Genomic DNA, 18,615 nt, shown 5'->3' with positions numbered 1-18,615 from the left:
CCACTGTACGCCCCTCCGCTCCCCTCCCCGGACATGAGAACGCGAGGGCCCCGGCCGGCCCTTGCGGGTCGGCCGGGGCCCTCGCGGCGCCGGCGGCGTCCCCTATGGGTGCCGCCGGCTCCGGGCGCTCGGGCGAGCTGGAACTACATCATGCCGCCCATGCCGCCCATGCCGTCCATGCCCTCGGCACCGGCGCCGGCGTTCTTCTCCGGCTTATCGGCGACGACGGCCTCGGTGGTCAGGAACAGCCCGGCGATCGAGGCTGCGTTCTGCAGCGCGGAACGGGTCACCTTGACCGGGTCGTTGATCCCGGCGGCCAGCAGGTCCTCGTACTCGCCGGTCGCGGCGTTGAGGCCGTAGCCGACCTCGAGCTCGCGGACCTTGGCGGCGACGACGCCCGGCTCCAGGCCGGAGTTCGCGGCGATCTGCTTCAGCGGAGCGTCCACGGCGACCTTGACGATGTTCGCCCCGGTCGACTCGTCGCCGGTCAGCTGCAGCTTCTCGAAGGCCTTGACGCCGGCCTGGATGAGGGCCACGCCGCCGCCGGGCACGATGCCCTCCTCGACGGCCGCCTTGGCGTTGCGCACGGCGTCCTCGATGCGGTGCTTGCGCTCCTTGAGCTCGACCTCGGTCGCGGCACCCGCCTTGAGCACGGCGACGCCGCCGGCGAGCTTCGCCAGGCGCTCCTGGAGCTTCTCGCGGTCGTAGTCGGAGTCGGTGTTGGCGATCTCGGCGCGGATCTGGGCCACGCGGCCGTCGATCTCCTCGGCAGAGCCGGCGCCCTCGACGATGGTGGTCTCGTCCTTGGTCACCACGACCTTGCGGGCCTGGCCCAGCAGGTCCAGGGTCGCGTTCTCCAGGGAGAGCCCGACCTCCTCGGTGATGACCTGGCCGCCGGTGAGGACCGCGAGGTCAGCCAGCTGCGCCTTGCGGCGGTCACCGAAGCCGGGGGCCTTGACGGCCACGGACTTGATGGAGCCGCGCATCTTGTTCAGCACCAGCAGGGCCAGGGCCTCGCCCTCGACGTCCTCGGCGACGATCAGCAGCGGCTTGCCGGACTGCATGACCTTCTCCAGGACGGGGACGAAGTCCTTCACGTTGGAGATCTTGGAGTTGACGATGAGGATGTAGGGATCCTCGAGGACGGCCTCCTGGCGGTCCGCGTCGGTGACGAAGTAGCCGGAGAGGAAGCCCTTGTCGAAGCGCATGCCCTCGGTCAGCTCGAGGTCCAGGCCGAAGGTGTTGGACTCCTCGACCGTGATGACGCCCTCCTTGCCGACCTTCTCCATCGCCTGGGCGATGAGGCGGCCGATCTCGGCGTCGCCGGCGGAGATGGACGCGGTCGCGGCGATCTCCTCCTCGGTCTCGATCTCCTTGGCGGAGGAGAGCAGCTCCTCGGTCACGGCCGCGACGGCCTTCTCGATGCCGCGCTTGAGCGAGAGCGGGTCCGCACCGGCGGCCACGTTGCGCAGGCCCTCGCGGACGAGCGCCTGGGCCAGCACGGTGGCGGTGGTGGTGCCGTCGCCGGCGATGTCGTCGGTCTTCTTGGCGACCTCCTTGACCAGCTCGGCGCCGATCTTCTCGTAGGCGTCCTCGAGCTCGATCTCACGGGCGATGGAGACGCCGTCGTTGGTGATCGTGGGGGCGCCCCACTTCTTCTCGAGCACGACGTTGCGACCGCGCGGGCCGAGGGTGACCTTCACGGCGTCGGCGAGGGTGTTGAGGCCCTTCTCAAGGCCCCGGCGAGCTTCTTCGTCAAAAGCAATCAGTTTTGCCATGGTGGCTGACGTCCCTCCTGGACGGTAGGCGGATCGGTCCCCCACGGTGCCCGCGACGGACGGCCGCGGGAGCCCGGTCTCCTTGCCGGACGCCCCAGCGACCTCACCGTGGTCGACTCAGGTGCCCACCCGCCCCGGCCGCGTGGAGCGGCGCGGCCCCCGCGGGAGCCGTCCGCCTTTAGCAGTCGGGATGGATGAGTGCTAATGCCAATCTTGGCACTCACGGCAGGAGAGTGCAAACATCCCGACGCCGGCCTCCCGCGCCTTCCGCGCGGGCCGCAGGCCCGCGGCGGGCCGCCCGGAGGACGGGCCTACGGCGAGGGAGCCGCCCCGGCGAGGACGACCACGAGCTGGTAGTAGTACCCCGAGGTCTCCTCGGTCCGGGAGATGCCCAGCTCCTCGGCCACGGCCTCGGCCTGCTCGCGGGCGCCCGGGGCGTAGTAGACCACCGACTCGCCCTCGCTGCTGCCGTCCCACGCGCTGAGGTCCGAGATGCTCCAGCCCTCCTCCTGGAGGGTCGCGGCGGCGTCGGTCGCGGTCCCCTCGGGCAGGCCGTTGTTGTACACGCCGATGGTGGTGCTCGGGTCGGCCGGGGTCTCCGCCTCTCCGGAGGCGCTCCCCGACGCGCCGGAGGAGTTCTGCGCCGGCGAGGAGGACTGCGTCGGGGAGGCGGTCTCCTCCGTGATCGAGGCTCCCGGCGCGGAGGTCCGCGGGGCCAGCAGGAACATGACGCCGCCCAGCACGAGGGCGCAGATGCCGACCGCGATCATCACGAAGGTGCCCCGGTAGCCGCCCGCCTTGTCCGCCGGATCCGCCCGGTAGGCGCCCCGGTGCGGGGAGTCTGCGGGGACGTCGTCGAACTCGTCGGGCTCGTACTGGGGCATGTTCCACCTCGTGGGGTCGGGGCTGAGACCGTGTCAGTCTATCGTGGGCGCACCGTGGGGCGGGCCGGGAGGGCGGGTCCGGCCCGGCGTCACTCCCCGCGGTCCCGCTGCGCCCTGAGCCGCCGGATCAGCTCCGGCTCCTCGCTCACCGCGCGCGGGTCGTCGATCAGCGCGTTCACGCGCATGTAGTACTGGGTCGCGGGGATGCCCAGCTCGCGGCGCACGGCGCGCTCTTTGCTGCCCGGGTACTTCCAGGTCCTCTTCTCCAGGTCGAGGATGGCGCGCTCCTCCGGGGTCAATGGGTTCACCCGTCCCATTCTAAGGCCGGTACTCTTGAGGTGACGCAGGACGATCCAGCCGCGAGGAGAACCATGACAGCACCGCTCGACACGATCATGTCCGCCGACTGGGCCGAGGCCCTCGCTCCCGTGGAGCCGAAGATCCGGGAGATGGGCGACTTCCTCCGCCGGGAGCACGCGGAGGGGCAGCGCACGCTCCCCCGCTCCGAGGACATCTTCCGGGCCTTCAAGGAGCCGTTCCAGGAGGTGAAGGTCCTCATCATCGGCCAGGATCCCTACCCCACCCCGGGTCACGCGATGGGCCTGTCGTTCTCCGTCCGCCCCGACGTGCGGCCGCTGCCCAAGTCCCTGGTCAACATCTACCAGGAGCTCTCCTCCGACCTGGGCATCGAGCCGGCCGAGCACGGCGACCTCTCCGCCTGGTCGCGGCAGGGCGTGATGCTGATGAACCGGTGCCTCACCGTGCGGGCCGGGGACTCGGCCTCGCACCGCGGCAAGGGATGGGAAGAGGTCACCGACGCCGCCATCCGGGCGCTCGGCGAGCGCAGCAAGCCCCTCGTGGCGATCCTCTGGGGACGCGACGCGCGCACCGCGGGGCAGCTGCTGGGCCCGGACGTGCCGAAGCTGGAGTCGGTGCACCCCTCCCCGCTCTCGGCGCACCGCGGCTTCTTCGGATCGCGACCCTTCAGCCGGGCGAACGAGGCGCTCGAGTCCCTCGGCATCGACCCGGTGGACTGGCGCCTGACCTGATCGGGAAGAGCCCCATCCTCCCGCGGCGAGGGGCCGCCGCCCTCGCCCCGGTCGGCCGCCCCGCCCTCAGCGGCGCCGCGGGGCCTTGAGCCGACGCGGCTGCCGCTGCTTCATGAACGGCCGCATCAGGTAGTTGCCCAGCACCACGGCCGCGGCCATGGAGAGGATCACGGCACTCGCGTTGATCAGCGGGACCAGGCCCTCCACCGGGTTGCTGTCCACCGTGAACATGTACATGCCGCGGAAGATGGACAGGCCCGGCAGGAGGAACATCAGCCCGGGGACGGCGAGCACGACCTGCGGGATGCTATACCGCTGCGCGAGCCAGGCCGAAGCGCAGCCCACGGAGACCGCGGCGGTCAGGGAGACCATCCGGGGCCCGACGCCGAGCGCCGTCGCTGCGTAGTAGAACACCAGCCCCACCGCCGCGCTGAGCACGCCGGGCAGGATGTGCCGGGGGTCCACCTGGACGGAGACCGCGACGAGCGCGGTGGCCAGCAGCATGAAGACCACGTGCAGGTACCACTCGGCCGAGGCGAAGACCACCTCCAGCATGTTGACGTCGGGGAAGGCGAAGAAGGTGGTGGTCAGCGAGATCGCGATCGCCAGCCCGGCGATCAGCCCCACGAAGGACAGCGCCGTGGAGACCATGCGCCCCGCCGCGGTGACGGGGAAGCCGTTGATCGCGTCCTGGATGGTCGAGACCAGCCGGAAGGTGGGCAGCAGCATGATCAGCCCCGAGCCGATGATGTGCGCCGGGGAGATCGGCAGTCCCAGGATGTAGGCGGTCATCGCGACGGCGGTGACGGTCGCCGAGCCGGCGGCCATGATGAAGAAGCTGGGGACCCGCCACTTCGCGAACTTCGCGGAGACCGGGGTCACCACGGCGAAGGTGAGGCAGGCCAGCAGCGCCCCGAACCACTCGCCGCCGATGCCGATGGTGAACGCGCCCGCGGCCAGGATGTTGGCCCAGACGGTCATCCAGCGGGGGAACGGCTTGGGCTCGGAGGTGATGCGGGTGAGCCGCCGCTCGGCCTCGGCGCGCGGGAGGTCGCCGTCGATGATGGTCTTGACCAGGCGGTGGGTGGCGGTGAGCCCCGAGTAGTTGTCCGACCAGGAGCGCACCACGCGCACCACGGTGTGGCTGAAGATCTCCGCGTCGGACCCGGACTGCTCGGCGTCGACGTAGATGCCCGAGTTGGAGACGTAGTTGATGGTGATCGACTGGTTGGTGATGTCCACGTCGACGTCCTCGACGCCGTAGGTCGCGCAGATCGCCACGATCGCTGACTCCACGTCCATCGCGTCCGCGCCGTAGTGGAACATCGTCTCGGCCAGGCGCGCCGCGAAGTTCAGCGTCCGGCGCGCCTCGGAGGTCTCCTTGTTGCGCCGCGGATTGGCGAACGGGGAGTCGACCAGCCGGTCCACCACCCGCATCGGCGCGGTGGGCAGGCTCTCGGAGCGGATCATGCGGCGCAGCCCGTGGGCGAAGGACCTGCCCTGCTCGCCCTTGCGCAGCGGCAGCGCCTCGGCGGAGGGATAGCTGGAGGGGGCGACAGGCGAGGCGGAGGCGGCGGGAAGGGAGGTCGAGGGTGCGGAGGTCGCGGGGCCGGGCTCCACGCCGTCGAGACTCCGGGGGGCTCGCTGCTCCGGACCGGAGAGGTCCTGCGTGGGGCTGAGCACCCCGGTCGGGGGGATGCGGGTCGCGGAGACCTCGTCCTCGCCGCGCTCGGCGGCCCCTCCCCCGGGCGACGACGCCGTCCCGTCCTCCAGCCCGAGTGCCTCGGCCAGGTGCCGGTCGGCGATCTGGGACCGGTCGATCACCGGGATGCCGTGCATGTCGAAGAAGGTCACCGGGCCGGACGGGTCGAGGCCGGCGTCGTCCGATCTCCGCGCCTCCGCCGCGGCGTCCTCCCGGGCGGCTTCCGAGGGGACCGCGCTCGAGGCGGTGGTGGGGGGCGAGGCCGAGAACGGGTCGAACTCGGCGTCCGGGACGGACTGCGGTCCGAAGGGGTCCGCAGGCGCGGCGGGCGCCTCGGAGAACCCCGCCGAGGGGTAGCCCCCACCGGGGTGCTGCCCGTCCCTGGCCTCGCTCATCTGCCCTCCTCACACCGCGCATCCCGCGGTCCTCCCCGCGGCTGCCTCGTCACACATCGATAGTATGCGCCCCGCCCAGGGACCGGCTGTCAGCGGTCTCGACGTAGGCTCAGTAGAACGGCTGGCGCGTTCGGCGCCACCACACCTGGCGCATCACGCGCTCGGCGATGGTGGACCAGAGGCGGTACGCCCTCGGTTCGATCACCTGGTCGTAGACGCCGACGAAGTCCACCACCGTCTTGGTGAAGCTCGTCTTGAACATCCCCATGCCGTGATAGGGATGCTCCTTGTCCTTCAGCTGCGCCGCGGGCGGCGTGCCGCAGAAGTCGTACTCCTCGATCCCGTGGTCGGCCATGAGGTCGGTCAGGGCCGTCCACTGCACGAGGTGGGAGTCGCCGTACTGCCTGCGCCGGGGCTTCGAGCCGCCGTCCTTGTAGGTGCCCTTGCGGCCGTAGGCGATGACGTAGGCGCCGACCGAGGGCTCCCCGTCCTCGTAGGTGAAGTACAGCCGCCCTTGCCCGGCCTGGGCGAAGGTGGTCCAGAACTGGCGGTAGTACTCGTAGGAGCGCAGGTTCACGTTCGCCTTGCCCTGCCCCACGGTGTCCATCAGGGCGTACATCGCCCTCATGTTCTCCTCGCTCAGCTCGACCCGGCTGACCTCGCAGCCCTCGCGCGTGGCCCGGCGGACGGCGTTGCGCCCCCGCGAGTGCAGGGACTTCAGCACCGCCTCCTCGTCCTTGTCGGTGTCGAGGATGGCCGTGGAGTCGTTGGGCTGGATGTTGAACTGCTTGACCAGGCCCGTCCGGTGCAGCAGCGCGGCGTTCTCCTCGCTGTCGAGGATGTCCGGCTCGATCTTGACCGCGAAGACCTTCAGCCTCTCCCGGCGGACCAGGTCGCGGTTGGCCTCCAGCACGGCGGGGAGGTCCCGGGCCTCGGGAACGTCGGGGCCCTTGATCATGTACCAGAGGGAGCCCAGCACGGGGACCCTCTTCTCCAGCACCAGGTTGTAGCTGATGTAGGGACGCTCCCCGACGACGCCGTCCTCGCCCTCCGCCTCGGTGACCCCCTCGTAGACGAGGTGCAGCGGCTTCCAGCCGTGCTGGGACTTCACCGCGGCGAACGACGCCGACTGCAGCAGGTTGCCCCCGTTGGGGTTGGCGGTGACGTGGTCGTCCCAGTGCTCGATCTCCTGGGCGGTGGCGAATCGTGCGGTGGCGTGGCGCAAAGGATCCTCATCTGCAGGGGACGCCGGGCGCTGAAGGCGCCGACGTCGGGTGGGGCCCGCGGGGCGGGCCGTTCTTGCTGCTCAGTCTACGACGCGGACCGGGCGGAACGTGCAAAGGCCCGAGCCCCTCCGCCCCACGCGGGGCGGCGGCTCGGGCACACGCGGACGGCCCGCGGCGCGGGCCCGCGGGGTCCCGGCCCGGCGCACCGGACGGGGACCCCGCTCACGGGCTACTCGGCGTCGTGGTCCGTCTCGAGGATCTTGACCAGGCTGTCCAGAGCCTCGTCGGCACCGTCACCCTCGGCGCGCAGGACGACCTTGTCACCGTGCTTGGCGCCGAGGGACATGAGGGACAGGATCGACGAGGCGTCCATGGCCTCGTCGGCCGGCTCGCCCTCGGCCGCGATGGTGACCTCGACCGGCAGGTCGCCGGCGGCCTCGGCGAAGATCGCCGCGGGACGAGCGTGCAGGCCGACGCGGCTTGCGATGGTGGCGGTACGTTCTGCCATGATCATTCTCCTTGATTCAGGGACATGCGGGACGGCCGGGAGGCCGCCCTGGTGGTTCAACGGCCCCTAGAGGCCGAGCTCATCAAGGATGGGCAGCTCCGCGCGAGCCGCATCCTTTGCCTTTTCAGCGGAACGAGCGGCCATGACCTCGGCCGCCACCCGCTGAGCTTCTTCCAGGGTAACGGATTTGAGCACCGCTGCCACGGCGGGCAGGGAGCGGGTGTTCATGGACAGGGCGTTGACGCCCAGCCCCACCAGGACCACGGCGAGCGCCGGATCGGCCGCCGCCTCGCCGCACACGGAGACGGACTTGGCCTTGCCGGTGGCCTCCTCGGCCTCCCGAGCACCCTGGACCGTGAGCTGAATCATCCTCAGCACGGCGGGCTGCCACGGATTGTTGAGCTCGGCGAGGGGGCCCAGCAGCCGGTCGGCCGCCATCGTGTACTGCGTCAGGTCGTTGGTGCCCAGGGAGACGAAGTCGACCTCCTCGAGGATCGGCCGGGCGGTCACCGCCGCGGACGGGGTCTCGATCATGACGCCGCGCGTCTTCAGGCCGGCCTCGTCGAGCATCCTCGCGAAGTCCCGCGCCTCGGGGGCGGTGGAGATCATCGGAGCCATCACCCACACCTCCGCGGTGGACTCCGACGCAGCGGCGGAGATCGCCTCGAGCTGGCGGCCGAGCACGCCCGGCGAGGTCCAGTCGGTCCGGTACCCGCGGACGCCGAGCGCGGGGTTCGGCTCGGAGGAGTCCGTCAGGAAGGGCAGGGGCTTGTCCGCGCCGGCGTCGAGGGTCCGCACGACGACGTGCTGGCCGGGGAAGGCGTCGAAGACCGCCTTGTACTCCACGGTCTGCTCCTCGACGCCGGGCTCCTCCTCCCGGTTCAGGAAGGCGAACTCGGTGCGGAACAGGCCCACTCCCTCCGCCTTGCCCGAGGCCGCGGTCTGGGCGGCCTTGCCGTTGCCCACGTTGGAGTACAGGGGCACCTCGTGGCCGTCGGCCAGGACGCCGTGGCCGTCGAACTCGGGCAGCGGCTTGCGGTGCGCGTACTTCTCGGCGAGGTCCTTCTCCTTCTCGCCGGGGGGCATCACGACGGTGCCGTCGGTCGCGTCGACGTACACCAGGGTCCCGTCGGGGATCTCGGTGGCGCCGTTGGCCGCGACGATGGCGGGCAGGCCGAGGTCGCGCGCCAGGATGGCGGTGTGCGCCTGCGGGCCGCCCTCGGAGGTCACCAGGGCGATGACCTTCTCGACGTCGAGCGTCGCCGTGTCAGCCGGCGCCAGGTCCTCGGCCACGAGGATGAACGGGTCCACGGACTCGGGGATGCCCGGCGCGGGCTGACCGGTCAGCTCCGCGACGATGCGGGAGCGCACGTCGAGGATGTCGGTGACCCGCTGGGCCATGTAGCCGCCGAGGGCCTTCATCTGCACGGCGTACTCGCCGGCGGCCTCCCAGATGGCGCGCTCGGGCGCGAGCTGGCGGGAGGTGATCAGCTTGCCGGCGTTCTTCAGCAGCGCCTTGTCGCCCGCCATCAGAGCGGTGGACTTCAGCACCGAGGCGGCGTTGCCCGAGGTCCGTCCCGCCCGCTCCTGCAGGTTCTCCTTGACGCTGGCGGAGGCGGTCTTGAGGCGCTCGACGGCGGCCTCGGCGGTCTCCCCCTCGGCCAGGGCGGCGCCCTGCTCCGGTTCCTGGATGGGTTCGGGCATCTGCAGCACGGGTCCGATGACCCGGCCGGCGGAGACGCCCACTCCGGTGAGATTCTTCATCAACAATCAGTCCTTACTCTCTCGGTCCGGCGATGCCTCAGGCGACGCCCGCGGCCTTGACTTTCTCGGCACCCGTCTTGGCGCCGCTGATGCGCTTGAGCAGCAGGTACAGCAGGGCGGTGATGACCATGCCGACGACGACCGCCAGCAGGTACATCGGCCAGTTGGTCACCAGCGCGGAGATCCAGATGCCGCCGTGCGGGGCCGGGGAGGCCACGCCCGCGCTCATGCAGATCGCGCCGGTCACGGCGCTGCCCACGATCGAGGAGGGGATCACGCGCAGCGGGTCTGCCGCGGCGAAGGGGATGGCCCCCTCGGAGATGAAGGAGGCGCCCAGCAGCCAGGCGGCCCGGCCGTTGCTGACCTCCGCGGGGGTGAAGTAGCGCTTGCCGATGGTCGTAGCCAGGGCCATCGCCAGCGGCGCCACCATGCCGCCGGCGATCACGGCGGCCATGATCTCCTTGGAGACCTCGGTCCCCTCGGCCAGGCCCGCGGTCGCGAACAGGTACGCGGCCTTGTTGATCGGGCCGCCGAGGTCGGCGCCCATCATCCCGCCCAGGACCAGCCCGAGGAGCAGCGCCGAGGCGCCGGACATGGAGAGCAGGAAGTCGTTGAGGGCGGTGAGGACCCACGCGATGGGCTGGCCCAGCACGAGGAAGAGCAGGCCGCTGGACAGGGCCGTGGCGAGCAGCGGGATGATCACCACCGGCATCATGCCCGCGAGCCAGCGGGGCAGCTTGGGCTTGGCCAGCCAGTAGGCGAACAGGCCGGCCAGCAGGCCGCCGACGATGCCGCCGAGGAAGCCGGCGCCCACCATGTTGGCGGTCAGGCCGGCGGCGAAACCCGGCGCGATGCCCGGCCGCCCGGCCATGCCGAAGGCGATGAAGCCGGCGAGCGCCGGGACCAGCAGGCCCAGCGCGAGGTTGCCGATCTGGTTCAGCACCGCCGCGATGTACATCCAGAACCCGGCGTCGCCGGGGTTGAACAGCGAGGCGCCGTCACCGGTGACCGCGCCGTCCTCGATGCCGAGGATCGAGGCGGAGGTGTTGGCGATCTCCGAACCGGTCCCCGCGATGGAGGAAATCAGGAAGGAGATGGCGACCAGCAGGCCGCCGGCTGCCACGAAGGGGATCATGTAGGACACGCCGGTCATCAGTGACTTGTAGAGCCGCGAGCCCCAGCCCCCCTCGGAGCTGGAGGAGGACGAGGCCTCCGAGCGGTCTCCCGAGACCTTCCGCGCGTTCGGGTCCTCCGCGGCGGCCAGCGCCTCGTCGATCATGACGCCGGGCTCGTCGATGCCGCGCTTGACCGGGGACTCGACCACGGGCAGGCCCGCGAACCGCTCGCGGTCCCGCACGTCCACCGAGACGGCGAAGATCACGGCGTCGGCGGCCTCGATGGTCGCCGGGGAGAGCACCTCGTTGCCGGAGGAGCCCTGGGTCTCGACGTCCAGCTGGACGCCCTTCTCCTCCGCGGCCATCTTCAGCGCGTCGGCGGCCATGTAGGTGTGGGCGATGCCGGTGGGGCACGCGGTCACGGCCAGGAGCCGCTTGCGCGGGGCGGCGTCCCCACCCTCCGCGGAGGACCCCTCGGCCGGGGCGGATGCGCCCGCGGCGCCCGCCGGGGCGGCCTGCGCGGCGGGGGCCTGCTCGCCCTCGGCGTTGAGCCCCAGGGCCGCGTTGACCAGGTCCACGACGTCCTGGGGCGACTGCGCCTGGCGCAGCGACTCCTTGAAGTCCTTCTTCATCAGCGAGCGCGCCAGCTTGGACAGCAGCTGCAGGTGCTCCTGGTCCGCGCCGTCCGGGGCCGCGATGAAGAAGACGAGGTCCGCGGGGCCGTCCTTGGCGCCGAAGTCGACGCCGGGGCTCAGCCGCGCCATCCCCAGCGAGGGGATCTGCACCGAGGCCGAGCGGCAGTGCGGGATGGCGATGCCTCCGGGGATGCCGGTGTCGGTCTTGGATTCCCGGGCCTTGGCGTCCGAGTAGAGTCCTTCGAGCGAATCGGCCCGGCCCGCGTCGACGATGCGACCGGCCAGGTGCTTGATGACGTCGAACCGGTCATCGCCGATGCTCTCGTCCAACGTCACCAAGTCCGCAGTGATTAGCGCAGACATGAGTCCCTCCTAGCGGGCGTGTTTCCCGGCGCCGACTGGCTCGACCGCTGGGCGCTGGCCGCTCCGCTCGTTACCGGCGTGATTAAAATCTTCTGTGCTTCAGGCGAGTTCTTCAACGGTGACCGCCTCCGGCGTCGTCTGCTCCAGCGTCGGGACCTGGGTGCCCGGCAGCGAGGCCGCGGCCGAGCCGTGGGCCACGGCCTGGGCCAGGCACTCCCGGGGCGTCTTGCCCGCCTCGTGGGCGAGGAGGAAGCCCGCCAGGGAGCAGTCCCCCGCGCCCACCGTGCTGCGGGCCCGGATCGGGGCGTGCCGGGCGTACCAGGCGCCTGCGGCGGTGACCAGCACCGCGCCCTTCGCGCCGAGGGTGGCCAGCACCGACTCGACCCCGCGATCCACCAGCTCGCGGGCCGTGCGGGCGGTCAGCTCGGCGTCGTTCTCCATGACCTCCCAGTCGCCGGGGCGGCCCACGAGCTCCGCCAGCTCCTCGGAGTTGGGCTTGATCAGGTTGGGCAGGCCGTCCTGGCCGTTGAGCGTGTCCCGCAGGGCCGCCCCCGAGGTGTCCACGGCCATCCGCGGCGCCTCATCGCCCAGCCCCTCGCGCACGGCCCGGGAGACCACCGCGTAGTAGTCGCTCGGGACGCCCGGCGGGAGGGAGCCGGCGAGCACCAGCCAGGAGCAGCCCTTGGCCTCCTTGATGAGCAGCCGCGTGAGCTCCTGCTGGGCGACGGCGTCGAAGGGCTCGCCGGGGGCGTTGATCTTGGTGGTGGTCCCGTCCGGCTCGGCGATCGTCACGTTGGTCCGGATGGGGTAGCCGGTGGCGAGGTTGGCGTAGCGGACGTCGGCCTCGGCGAGGCCGCCGAGGACGGGGTCGCCATCGTCCCCGGGGAGCACCGCGACGGCCTCGACGCCGCTCACGCTCAGTGCGCGCGCGATGTTGACGCCCTTGCCGCCCGGATCGGCGACCGAGCGCGACGCACGGATCACCGTCCCGCGGGAGAGCTCGCCGGGGATCTCCACCGTGCGGTCGAGGCTGGGATTGGCGGTCAGTGTGACGATCATGCGATGAGAACCTCTACGTTCGCTTCTTCGAGTGCCTCCGCGAGGGATCCCTCCGGGGCCTTGTCGGTGATGATGGCATCCAGGTCCTGCAGCCCGGCGAACCGGACGAGCGACTCGCGGCCGAACTTGGCGGAGTCGCAGAGCAGCACCACCCGCCGCGCGGAGCGGACGATGGCCGTCTTGACGATGGCCTCGTTGAGGCCCGGCGTGGAGAGCCCGAACTCTTCGTCGAGCCCGTTGACCCCGATCAGGGCGATGTCCGGGCGGATGCTGGAGAAGTGCTCCGCCGCCCGGGTGCCCACCGCAGCCCAGGTCATCTTGCGCAGCTGGCCGCCCACCAGGTCCAGGACGATCCCGTTCGCCTCGGCGAGCTTCACCGCGATGTGCAGCGCGTGGGTGATGATGAGCCGGTCCGCCCCGCTCTTGAGGGAGAAGTCGGAGGAGGCGATGAGGTCGGCGAGGATCTCGGTGGTGGAGCCGGCGTCGAGGATGACGGCGCTGACGTCGGACTCCTTCAGGAGCCGGTAGGCGCGGGCCGCGATCCGCTGCTTCTCCGGGGTGTTGACGCCCTGGCGCAGCTCGATGCTGGACTCGGTCGCCGTGGACTGCTCGACCGTCACCGCTCCGCCGTGGACCCGGCGGAGCTTGCCGTCCACCTCGAGGGCCGCGAGGTCCCGCCGGACCGTCTCCATGGTCACCTCGTACCGCCGGGCCAGGTCGGCGCCGTTGACGCGCCGCGCGCTGGACACCAGCTTGGCGATCTCCGCCCGACGTTCCTCAGCGAACATGGTGAAACTCTCCTCCGCGACGACGAAGCGACCCTCGTCTGTGCACCTTTGATTTTATGTGGCTTTAAGTGGTGAGGTCAACGCGTCCGGCCATATTCACGACCAAACGCAGATAAGCGCACATCAGGCGGGGCTTTCCCGCCGGCCCAGTCAGTCCGTGAGCTCCAAGCTGGCGGGATCCCAGGAGAAGAGCCCCTCCAGGTCCACCTCGATGGCCTCGGCGTTGGGGATCCGCGCGCTCCAGTCGCCCGGCGTCGTCGCGATCAGGGCGCGGCGGATGAGCGTCCCGTGGCTGACCGCCACGACCTCCTGGCCCGGGTGGCTCCGGACCACCTCCCGCAGCGCCTCGACGCCGCGCCGGTAGACCTCCGCCTCGGGCTCGACGCCGGCGTAGAGGTCCTGCGGGTGCCGGGTGTCCTCGTAGCTCAGGACCTCGCCCTCGGCGTCCCCGTAGCCGCGCTCGATGATGCCGGGCACCGTCTCCACCTCGGAGATCCCGATGTACTCCCCGATGATCCGCGCGGTCTCCTGCGCCCGGGAGAGGGGTGAGGCCACCAGCGCGTCCCAGGACTCCCCCGGGGCGGTGAGCTCGCGCAACCGGCGTCCGGCCACCCGCGCCTGCTCGCGGCCGGTGTCGTTGAGCGGGATGTCCGTGGACCCCTGCATCTTCCCCGCCCTGTTCCAGTCGGTCTGGCCGTGCCTCACCACCACAAGCCGTCCGCTCATGATCGACGGCTCGGTGCTCTGCTCACCCATCGGGTCCTCCTCGAAGCTCGGTTCCACCGCGTCGATGTTACCCGGCTCTGTGGGTTCGCGTGGATTCCGGTGCGGGTCGGGGCCGCGGCCAGGGGTGCGCGAGGCCCGGTGCTGCCAGAGACCTCCGTCCCAGCCGGTTGGACACGGCGAATCCGGCACCAAACCGGCGCATCGTAGGCTCCTCATCTGAGACGACGAAGGCCGTGACCCGCATTTCCGCAGGTCACGGCCTAGTTTCTGGAGCCCCCTGCCGGATTCGAACCGGCGACCCTCTGTTTACAAGACAGATGCTCTGGCCAGCTGAGCTAAGGAGGCGCGCGCCCCTCAGGTTACCCGCGTCCGCGGGGGATCCCCAAAACGCGCGAGGGCGCGGGAGCGGCCACCGACGTGGCTGCTCCCGCGCCCCTAGGACCGGACGCGCAGGGGCTGCGGCCCCGGCACGGGCTTCTACTTCCCGGCCTTGGCCTCCTTGGCCTCGTCCAGGAAGCCCATGAAGTCCTCCTGCTGCAGCGGCTTGCTGTCCACGAAGACCGTGGGGGTCCCGGTGACGTCGTTCTCCTGCGCCTCCGCGACGGTCACGTCGACCATCGGCCGGTACTTGTTGGAGTCGAGGTCCTCGCTGATGTCGGCCCCGTGCTTCGAGGCGATGTCGGCGATCTCGTCGTCGCTCAGGCCGCCCTCGCCCTCGTGGGAGTACATCTCCATCTGCCAGTCCAGGAAGGCGGCGGGGTCGACCTGCTCCGCGACGGAGTAGGCGGCGGCCGCAGCGCGCGAAGAGTACTCCGTGGTGGTGTGCCCGTCCAGGAAGTTCAGGTTCCGGATCTCCAGGACGATGTCGCCGTCGAGGACCTGCTGCTCCAGCTGCTCGCCGTACTGCTCCTCGAACTGGGCGCAGTGCACGCAGTTGTAGTCCTGGTACATGGTCACGTGGACCGGCTCGCCGTTGTTCGCCGCGTCCTCCTCGCTCGGCAGTCCCGGCGGGATCGTGACGTCGGAGCCCGAGGCCTCATCCGAGGGGGCGGCGGAGTTCGTCGAGGTGGTGAGGTCGTTGACGTCCCGCTCCTCCTCCGGGGAGGCGTCCTGCTCGATCCCGTCCTGGGTCAGGACGATGCCCCCGTACTGGTTGGAGCTGGCGGGCACCGGGCCGGACTCGGGGATCTCCTCCTCCCGGGTCTGCGTGTAGACGATCGCGACGACGGCGATGATGACTACCAGGACGGCGACCACCGAGACCTGCAGCCAGCGCCGCGACGAGGTGGAGGACCGCTTGCTCTGCTTGGCGGCGATCTGGCGAGCTCGTTCCCGCGCGTCGCTGGAGCGCGGTGAGGACGAGTTGGACACGGCGGTGCTCCCTTGTGGGTCGGACGACTGTCGATCATCCCTACCATAGCGATCGTCCCTGGGAAGAGCCTCATCATGCGTCTCATCCGTCTCACTCGTCCACATCCTGCTCGATCTCCCCTGCAGGATGGGTCACGCGGATAGGATGAGGTGACACGGACTACGAGGAGCCAGCATGTGTCCTACTCATGAGAACGAACCATCCGCCCCCGAGACCCGGGAAGATCAGGGATCCTACGACTTCGTGGTGGTCGCGAACCGACTGCCGGTCGACCGGAGCACCGACGAGGAGGGCAACGCCTGTTGGCGCCGCTCCCCCGGCGGGCTCGTCAGCGCGCTCGCCCCGGTGATGTCCCATCACGACGGCGCGTGGGTGGGCTGGCACGGCGCGGCCGGCGAGGAGCTCGAGCCCTTCGACCACGACGTCTTCCACCTGGTGCCGGTGCCCCTCTCCGGGGAGGAGGTGGAAAGGTACTACGAGGGCTTCTCCAACGCCACGATCTGGCCGCTCTACCACGACGTCATCGCCCCTCCCGAGTTCCACCGCACCTGGTGGGACACCTACCGGGAGGTCAATCGGCGGTTCGCCGAGGCGGCTGCGGGCAACGCGGCCCAGGGCGCCACGGTCTGGGTGCAGGACTACCAGCTGCAGCTGGTGCCGGCGATGCTGAGGCACCTCCGGCCGGACCTGACCATCGGGTTCTTCGACCACATCCCCTTCCCTCCCGTGGAGATCTTCGCCCAGCTGCCGTGGCGCCGGCAGATCCTGACCGGCCTGCTCGGAGCGGACCTGCTGGGCTTCCAGCGCCCCGGCGACGCCGCGAACTTCCGACGCTGCTGCGACCGGATGCTCGGCATCCAGTTCGACGGCGAACGCGCCGAGATCACGCAGACCCCGGATGACAACTTCGACGAGGAGACGCGCAACGAGCGCCTCCGCCGCGCCTACACCCGCTCGATGCCCAACGTGACCTCGCGCCGCTCGGCCCGGCAGAAGCGCCTGGACAAGGAGCTGCCCACCTGGATCGCGCGGGCCTCGGCGTACCCGATCTCCATCGACTTCGAGGCCGTCGCGGAGATGGCCTCCCGCCCGGAGACCAAGCGGCGCGCCCAGCAGATCCGTGAGGAGCTGGGCAACCCGGACACCGTCTACCTGGGCGTGGACCGCCTGGACTACACGAAGGGCATCCGCCACCGCCTCAAGGCCTACGGCGAGCTGCTCAACGACGGCGACATCACGGTGGAGAACTCCGCGATGATCCAGGTCGCGAGCCCCTCGCGGGAGCGGGTGGACTCCTACATCCAGCTGCGGGAGCAGATCGAGGGGATGGTGGGACGCCTCAACGGCCAGTTCGACACCATCTCCCACACCGCGATCCGCTACCTGCACCACGGGTACCCCTTCGAGGAGATGGTCGCGCTGTACCTGGCCACCGACGTCATGGTGGTCTCCTCCCTGCGGGACGGGATGAACCTCGTCGCCAAGGAGTTCGTCGTCAGCCACCTGGACAACTCCGGGGTGCTGGTGCTCTCGGAGTTCACCGGCGCGGCGGAGCAGCTCCCCGACGCCATCCTCATCAACCCGCACGACATCGACGGCTTCAAGGAGGCCCTCCTCTACGCGAAGGAGATGCCCGAGCTGGAGATGCGGCAGAGGATGCACCGCATGCGGGAGCAGATCTTCTCGCACGACGTCGAGGACTGGTCGACTCGTTTCCTCGACGACCTGGGGCGCACCCGGGAGGACAAGCTCGGCCCGGAGCCCACCACCGGCGAGATGCCGGCGGTCCCCGTGACCGCCCCGGTGCAGGACCTGGGGCACGGCCCCTTCCCCAACCGGGCCATCGAGGAGGAGCTGCAGCGCATCGCGGCGGCGGACCACCTCCTGGTGGCGATGGACTTCGACGGGACCCTCGCGCCGTTCACCGTGAACCCCGGGGAGTCCAAGGCCCTCCCCCTGTCCCAGAGCTCGCTCGAGGACATCGCACGGCAGCCGGGGACCCACGTGGCGCTCATCTCCGGGCGTCCCATGGAGTTCCTGCGCAAGGTGGCGGACCCCAACGGGCTCATGCTCCTCTCGGGCTCCCATGGCGGGGAGTTCGACTTCTCGGCGGCTGGGAAGGACTCCCCGGACCTGAAGCTCTCCGAGGAGGAGCGGGAGGCGCTCCAGCAGGCCTGCACCGCTGTGGAGGCCCTCGTCAGCCGGTATCCGGGCTCGGAGATCGAGTACAAGCCGGCCGGCGTCGCCTTCCACACCCGGCCCATGGAGGACCAGGTCTACGCCGAGACCGCCGAGGCGGAGGCCGTGCGGGTGCTGAAGGAGATCCCCGGCGTACACCTCACCCCGGGGGAGAATGTGGTGGAGTGCGCGGTGCTCTCGGTCGACAAGGGCGACGCCATGAAGATGTTCATGGACTTCACCGATGCCGATTCCACGCTCTTCGCGGGTGACGACCTCACCGACGAGCACGCCCTCGGCGTCCTCGGCTCCGAGGATCTGGGCATCAAGGTGGGGCGCGCCGAAACCATCGCCAGGACCCGGCTGACGGGTCCCGAGGCGATGTCCCACGCCCTGGCGCGGCTGGCCCATCTCCGGCGCAAGCACACCCGGCAGCTCGAGCGGATCGAGACCGACGAGACGAGCTGATCCGCAGAAGGCCCGGAACGCACGATGCCCCCGGGGCTCGGTTCACTGATCGTGGACCGAGCCACGGGGGCATCGTCGTACCTCCTGTGTCGGAGTCTCCCTCTGCGAAACCGGCGGGCCCCTCTCAACCCAGTCCCAGGCTCCACGCCAAGGGCCATCCCGTCAGAGTGCTCCACTCCCCTACCGCTTCTGGGCGCTCTGTCGCCGCTCTTGAGGAGAGGCCTACGGCCGAAGGAAGAAAGCTAGCTGCTCTGCGGCGGGCGAGAGACCCGCGACAGACCGGCGCTGCCGGATGGCCTTCCGTGTCGGCGAAGCGATGAGAGCGGCGGTGTGCCGGGCACAACAGACGATTCGAGGTCCTGCAGAAGGCAGGCAGCGCACCCCACGCCCAGGAGGAGGACTGCGGAGAAGCGAACGTCACTCCTTCATTCCCGACCTCAAAGCCTTTAAATGCAAAAAGTGAGGGGGCTCGGAGCAACGCACTCATCGCTGAATGCGGCGCTCCAAGGCCCCCTCACTACATAATAATATTTTCGGCGGTGTCCTACTCTCCCACACACCTCACGGGTGCAGTACCATCGGCGCACAGAGCCTTAACGACCGGG

General features: G+C 70.4%; 14 protein-coding genes and 1 tRNA gene. 2 read left to right on the top strand and 13 right to left on the bottom strand.

Annotated features, from left to right (window positions below; translation table 11 throughout):
• Positions 1-143 precede the first annotated feature (143 nt).
• From groL to EWV39_RS09900, 3 genes are all read right to left on the bottom strand, one after another.
• The gene (gene groL, locus EWV39_RS09910; protein ID WP_129659356.1) at positions 144-1,778 is read right to left on the bottom strand and encodes a chaperonin GroEL; all 1,635 of its coding nucleotides are present in this window, start codon (positions 1,776-1,778) and stop codon (positions 144-146) included.
• 311 nt (positions 1,779-2,089) lie between these two features.
• On the bottom strand, positions 2,090-2,662 hold the full coding sequence (locus EWV39_RS09905) for a LytR C-terminal domain-containing protein (protein WP_129659353.1): 573 nt from the start codon (positions 2,660-2,662) through the stop codon (positions 2,090-2,092).
• Between the two features lie 89 nt (positions 2,663-2,751).
• On the bottom strand, positions 2,752-2,970 hold the full coding sequence (locus EWV39_RS09900; RefSeq protein ID WP_420329960.1) for a DUF3263 domain-containing protein: 219 nt from the start codon (positions 2,968-2,970) through the stop codon (positions 2,752-2,754).
• Positions 2,971-3,033: 63 nt separating this feature from the next.
• On the opposite strand from EWV39_RS09900, the gene EWV39_RS09895 reads away from it, so the two are divergent.
• Positions 3,034-3,711 carry a uracil-DNA glycosylase gene (locus EWV39_RS09895; RefSeq protein WP_129659347.1) on the top strand — a complete coding sequence of 226 codons (678 nt, stop codon included), beginning with the start codon at positions 3,034-3,036 and terminating at the stop codon, positions 3,709-3,711.
• Positions 3,712-3,777: 66 nt separating this feature from the next.
• Here the strand turns inward: EWV39_RS09895 and EWV39_RS09890 are convergent, their stop codons facing one another.
• The 10 genes from EWV39_RS09890 to EWV39_RS09845 all read right to left on the bottom strand — a co-directional run bounded on the left by EWV39_RS09890 (position 3,778) and on the right by EWV39_RS09845 (position 15,363).
• Positions 3,778-5,808, bottom strand: a complete 2,031-nt coding sequence (locus tag EWV39_RS09890) for a threonine/serine exporter family protein (RefSeq protein WP_129659344.1) — start codon at positions 5,806-5,808, stop codon at positions 3,778-3,780.
• Positions 5,809-5,917: 109 nt separating this feature from the next.
• Positions 5,918-7,033, bottom strand: a complete 1,116-nt coding sequence (locus tag EWV39_RS09885) for a lipid II:glycine glycyltransferase FemX (protein WP_129659341.1) — start codon at positions 7,031-7,033, stop codon at positions 5,918-5,920.
• Positions 7,034-7,263: 230 nt separating this feature from the next.
• Complete coding sequence (locus tag EWV39_RS09880) at positions 7,264-7,542, bottom strand: HPr family phosphocarrier protein (RefSeq protein ID WP_129659338.1); 279 nt, start codon at positions 7,540-7,542, stop codon at positions 7,264-7,266.
• A gap of 66 nt (positions 7,543-7,608) precedes the next feature.
• A complete protein-coding gene (ptsP, locus tag EWV39_RS09875) occupies positions 7,609-9,306 on the bottom strand; it encodes a phosphoenolpyruvate--protein phosphotransferase (protein WP_129659335.1) in 1,698 nt (565 codons plus the stop codon).
• Between the two features lie 37 nt (positions 9,307-9,343).
• Positions 9,344-11,419: a PTS fructose transporter subunit IIABC gene (locus EWV39_RS09870; protein ID WP_129659332.1), complete on the bottom strand. Its 2,076-nt coding sequence runs from the start codon at positions 11,417-11,419 to the stop codon at positions 9,344-9,346.
• A gap of 99 nt (positions 11,420-11,518) precedes the next feature.
• Positions 11,519-12,478 carry a 1-phosphofructokinase family hexose kinase gene (locus EWV39_RS09865; RefSeq protein WP_129659329.1) on the bottom strand — a complete coding sequence of 320 codons (960 nt, stop codon included), beginning with the start codon at positions 12,476-12,478 and terminating at the stop codon, positions 11,519-11,521.
• Complete coding sequence (locus EWV39_RS09860) at positions 12,475-13,266, bottom strand: DeoR/GlpR family DNA-binding transcription regulator (protein ID WP_129659327.1); 792 nt, start codon at positions 13,264-13,266, stop codon at positions 12,475-12,477. Before EWV39_RS09860 ends, EWV39_RS09865 begins: the two co-directional genes overlap by 4 nt.
• A 150-nt stretch (positions 13,267-13,416) precedes the next feature.
• Positions 13,417-14,022 carry a histidine phosphatase family protein gene (locus EWV39_RS09855; protein WP_165313271.1) on the bottom strand — a complete coding sequence of 202 codons (606 nt, stop codon included), beginning with the start codon at positions 14,020-14,022 and terminating at the stop codon, positions 13,417-13,419.
• 238 nt (positions 14,023-14,260) lie between these two features.
• Positions 14,261-14,337: transfer RNA gene (locus tag EWV39_RS09850), tRNA-Thr, on the bottom strand.
• A 132-nt stretch (positions 14,338-14,469) separates the two neighbouring features.
• On the bottom strand, positions 14,470-15,363 hold the full coding sequence (locus tag EWV39_RS09845) for a DsbA family protein (RefSeq protein ID WP_238148279.1): 894 nt from the start codon (positions 15,361-15,363) through the stop codon (positions 14,470-14,472).
• 175 nt (positions 15,364-15,538) lie between these two features.
• Here EWV39_RS09845 and otsB point away from each other — a divergent pair, with 175 nt between their 5' ends.
• On the top strand, positions 15,539-18,010 hold the full coding sequence (gene otsB / locus EWV39_RS09840) for a trehalose-phosphatase (protein WP_129659321.1): 2,472 nt from the start codon (positions 15,539-15,541) through the stop codon (positions 18,008-18,010).
• The last annotated feature ends 605 nt before the right edge of the window (positions 18,011-18,615 follow it).

It is taken from the genome of Rothia halotolerans (genome assembly GCF_004136635.1).
GTDB classification, from domain to species: Bacteria; Actinomycetota; Actinomycetes; order Actinomycetales; family Micrococcaceae; genus Rothia; species Rothia halotolerans.
Note: the sequence above shows the minus strand (reverse complement) of the source record. Positions and strands in the feature narration are given on the sequence as shown.

What these genes read in the sequence shown, in the direction of transcription:
- EWV39_RS09905 (WP_129659353.1), bottom strand. Translation starts at nt 2,662, where the DNA reads ATGCCCCAGTACGAGCCCGACGAGTTCGACGACGTCCCCGCAGACTCC.
- EWV39_RS09895 (WP_129659347.1), top strand. Translation starts at nt 3,034, where the DNA reads ATGACAGCACCGCTCGACACGATCATGTCCGCCGACTGGGCCGAGGCC.
- EWV39_RS09890 (WP_129659344.1), bottom strand. Translation starts at nt 5,808, where the DNA reads ATGAGCGAGGCCAGGGACGGGCAGCACCCCGGTGGGGGCTACCCCTCG.
- ptsP (WP_129659335.1), bottom strand. Translation starts at nt 9,306, where the DNA reads ATGAAGAATCTCACCGGAGTGGGCGTCTCCGCCGGCCGGGTCATCGGA.
- EWV39_RS09855 (WP_165313271.1), bottom strand. Translation starts at nt 14,022, where the DNA reads ATGGGTGAGCAGAGCACCGAGCCGTCGATCATGAGCGGACGGCTTGTG.
- EWV39_RS09880 (WP_129659338.1), bottom strand. Translation starts at nt 7,542, where the DNA reads ATGGCAGAACGTACCGCCACCATCGCAAGCCGCGTCGGCCTGCACGCT.
- otsB (WP_129659321.1), top strand. Translation starts at nt 15,539, where the DNA reads ATGTGTCCTACTCATGAGAACGAACCATCCGCCCCCGAGACCCGGGAA.
- EWV39_RS09870 (WP_129659332.1), bottom strand. Translation starts at nt 11,419, where the DNA reads ATGTCTGCGCTAATCACTGCGGACTTGGTGACGTTGGACGAGAGCATC.
- EWV39_RS09865 (WP_129659329.1), bottom strand. Translation starts at nt 12,478, where the DNA reads ATGATCGTCACACTGACCGCCAATCCCAGCCTCGACCGCACGGTGGAG.
- groL (WP_129659356.1), bottom strand. Translation starts at nt 1,778, where the DNA reads ATGGCAAAACTGATTGCTTTTGACGAAGAAGCTCGCCGGGGCCTTGAG.
- EWV39_RS09860 (WP_129659327.1), bottom strand. Translation starts at nt 13,266, where the DNA reads ATGTTCGCTGAGGAACGTCGGGCGGAGATCGCCAAGCTGGTGTCCAGC.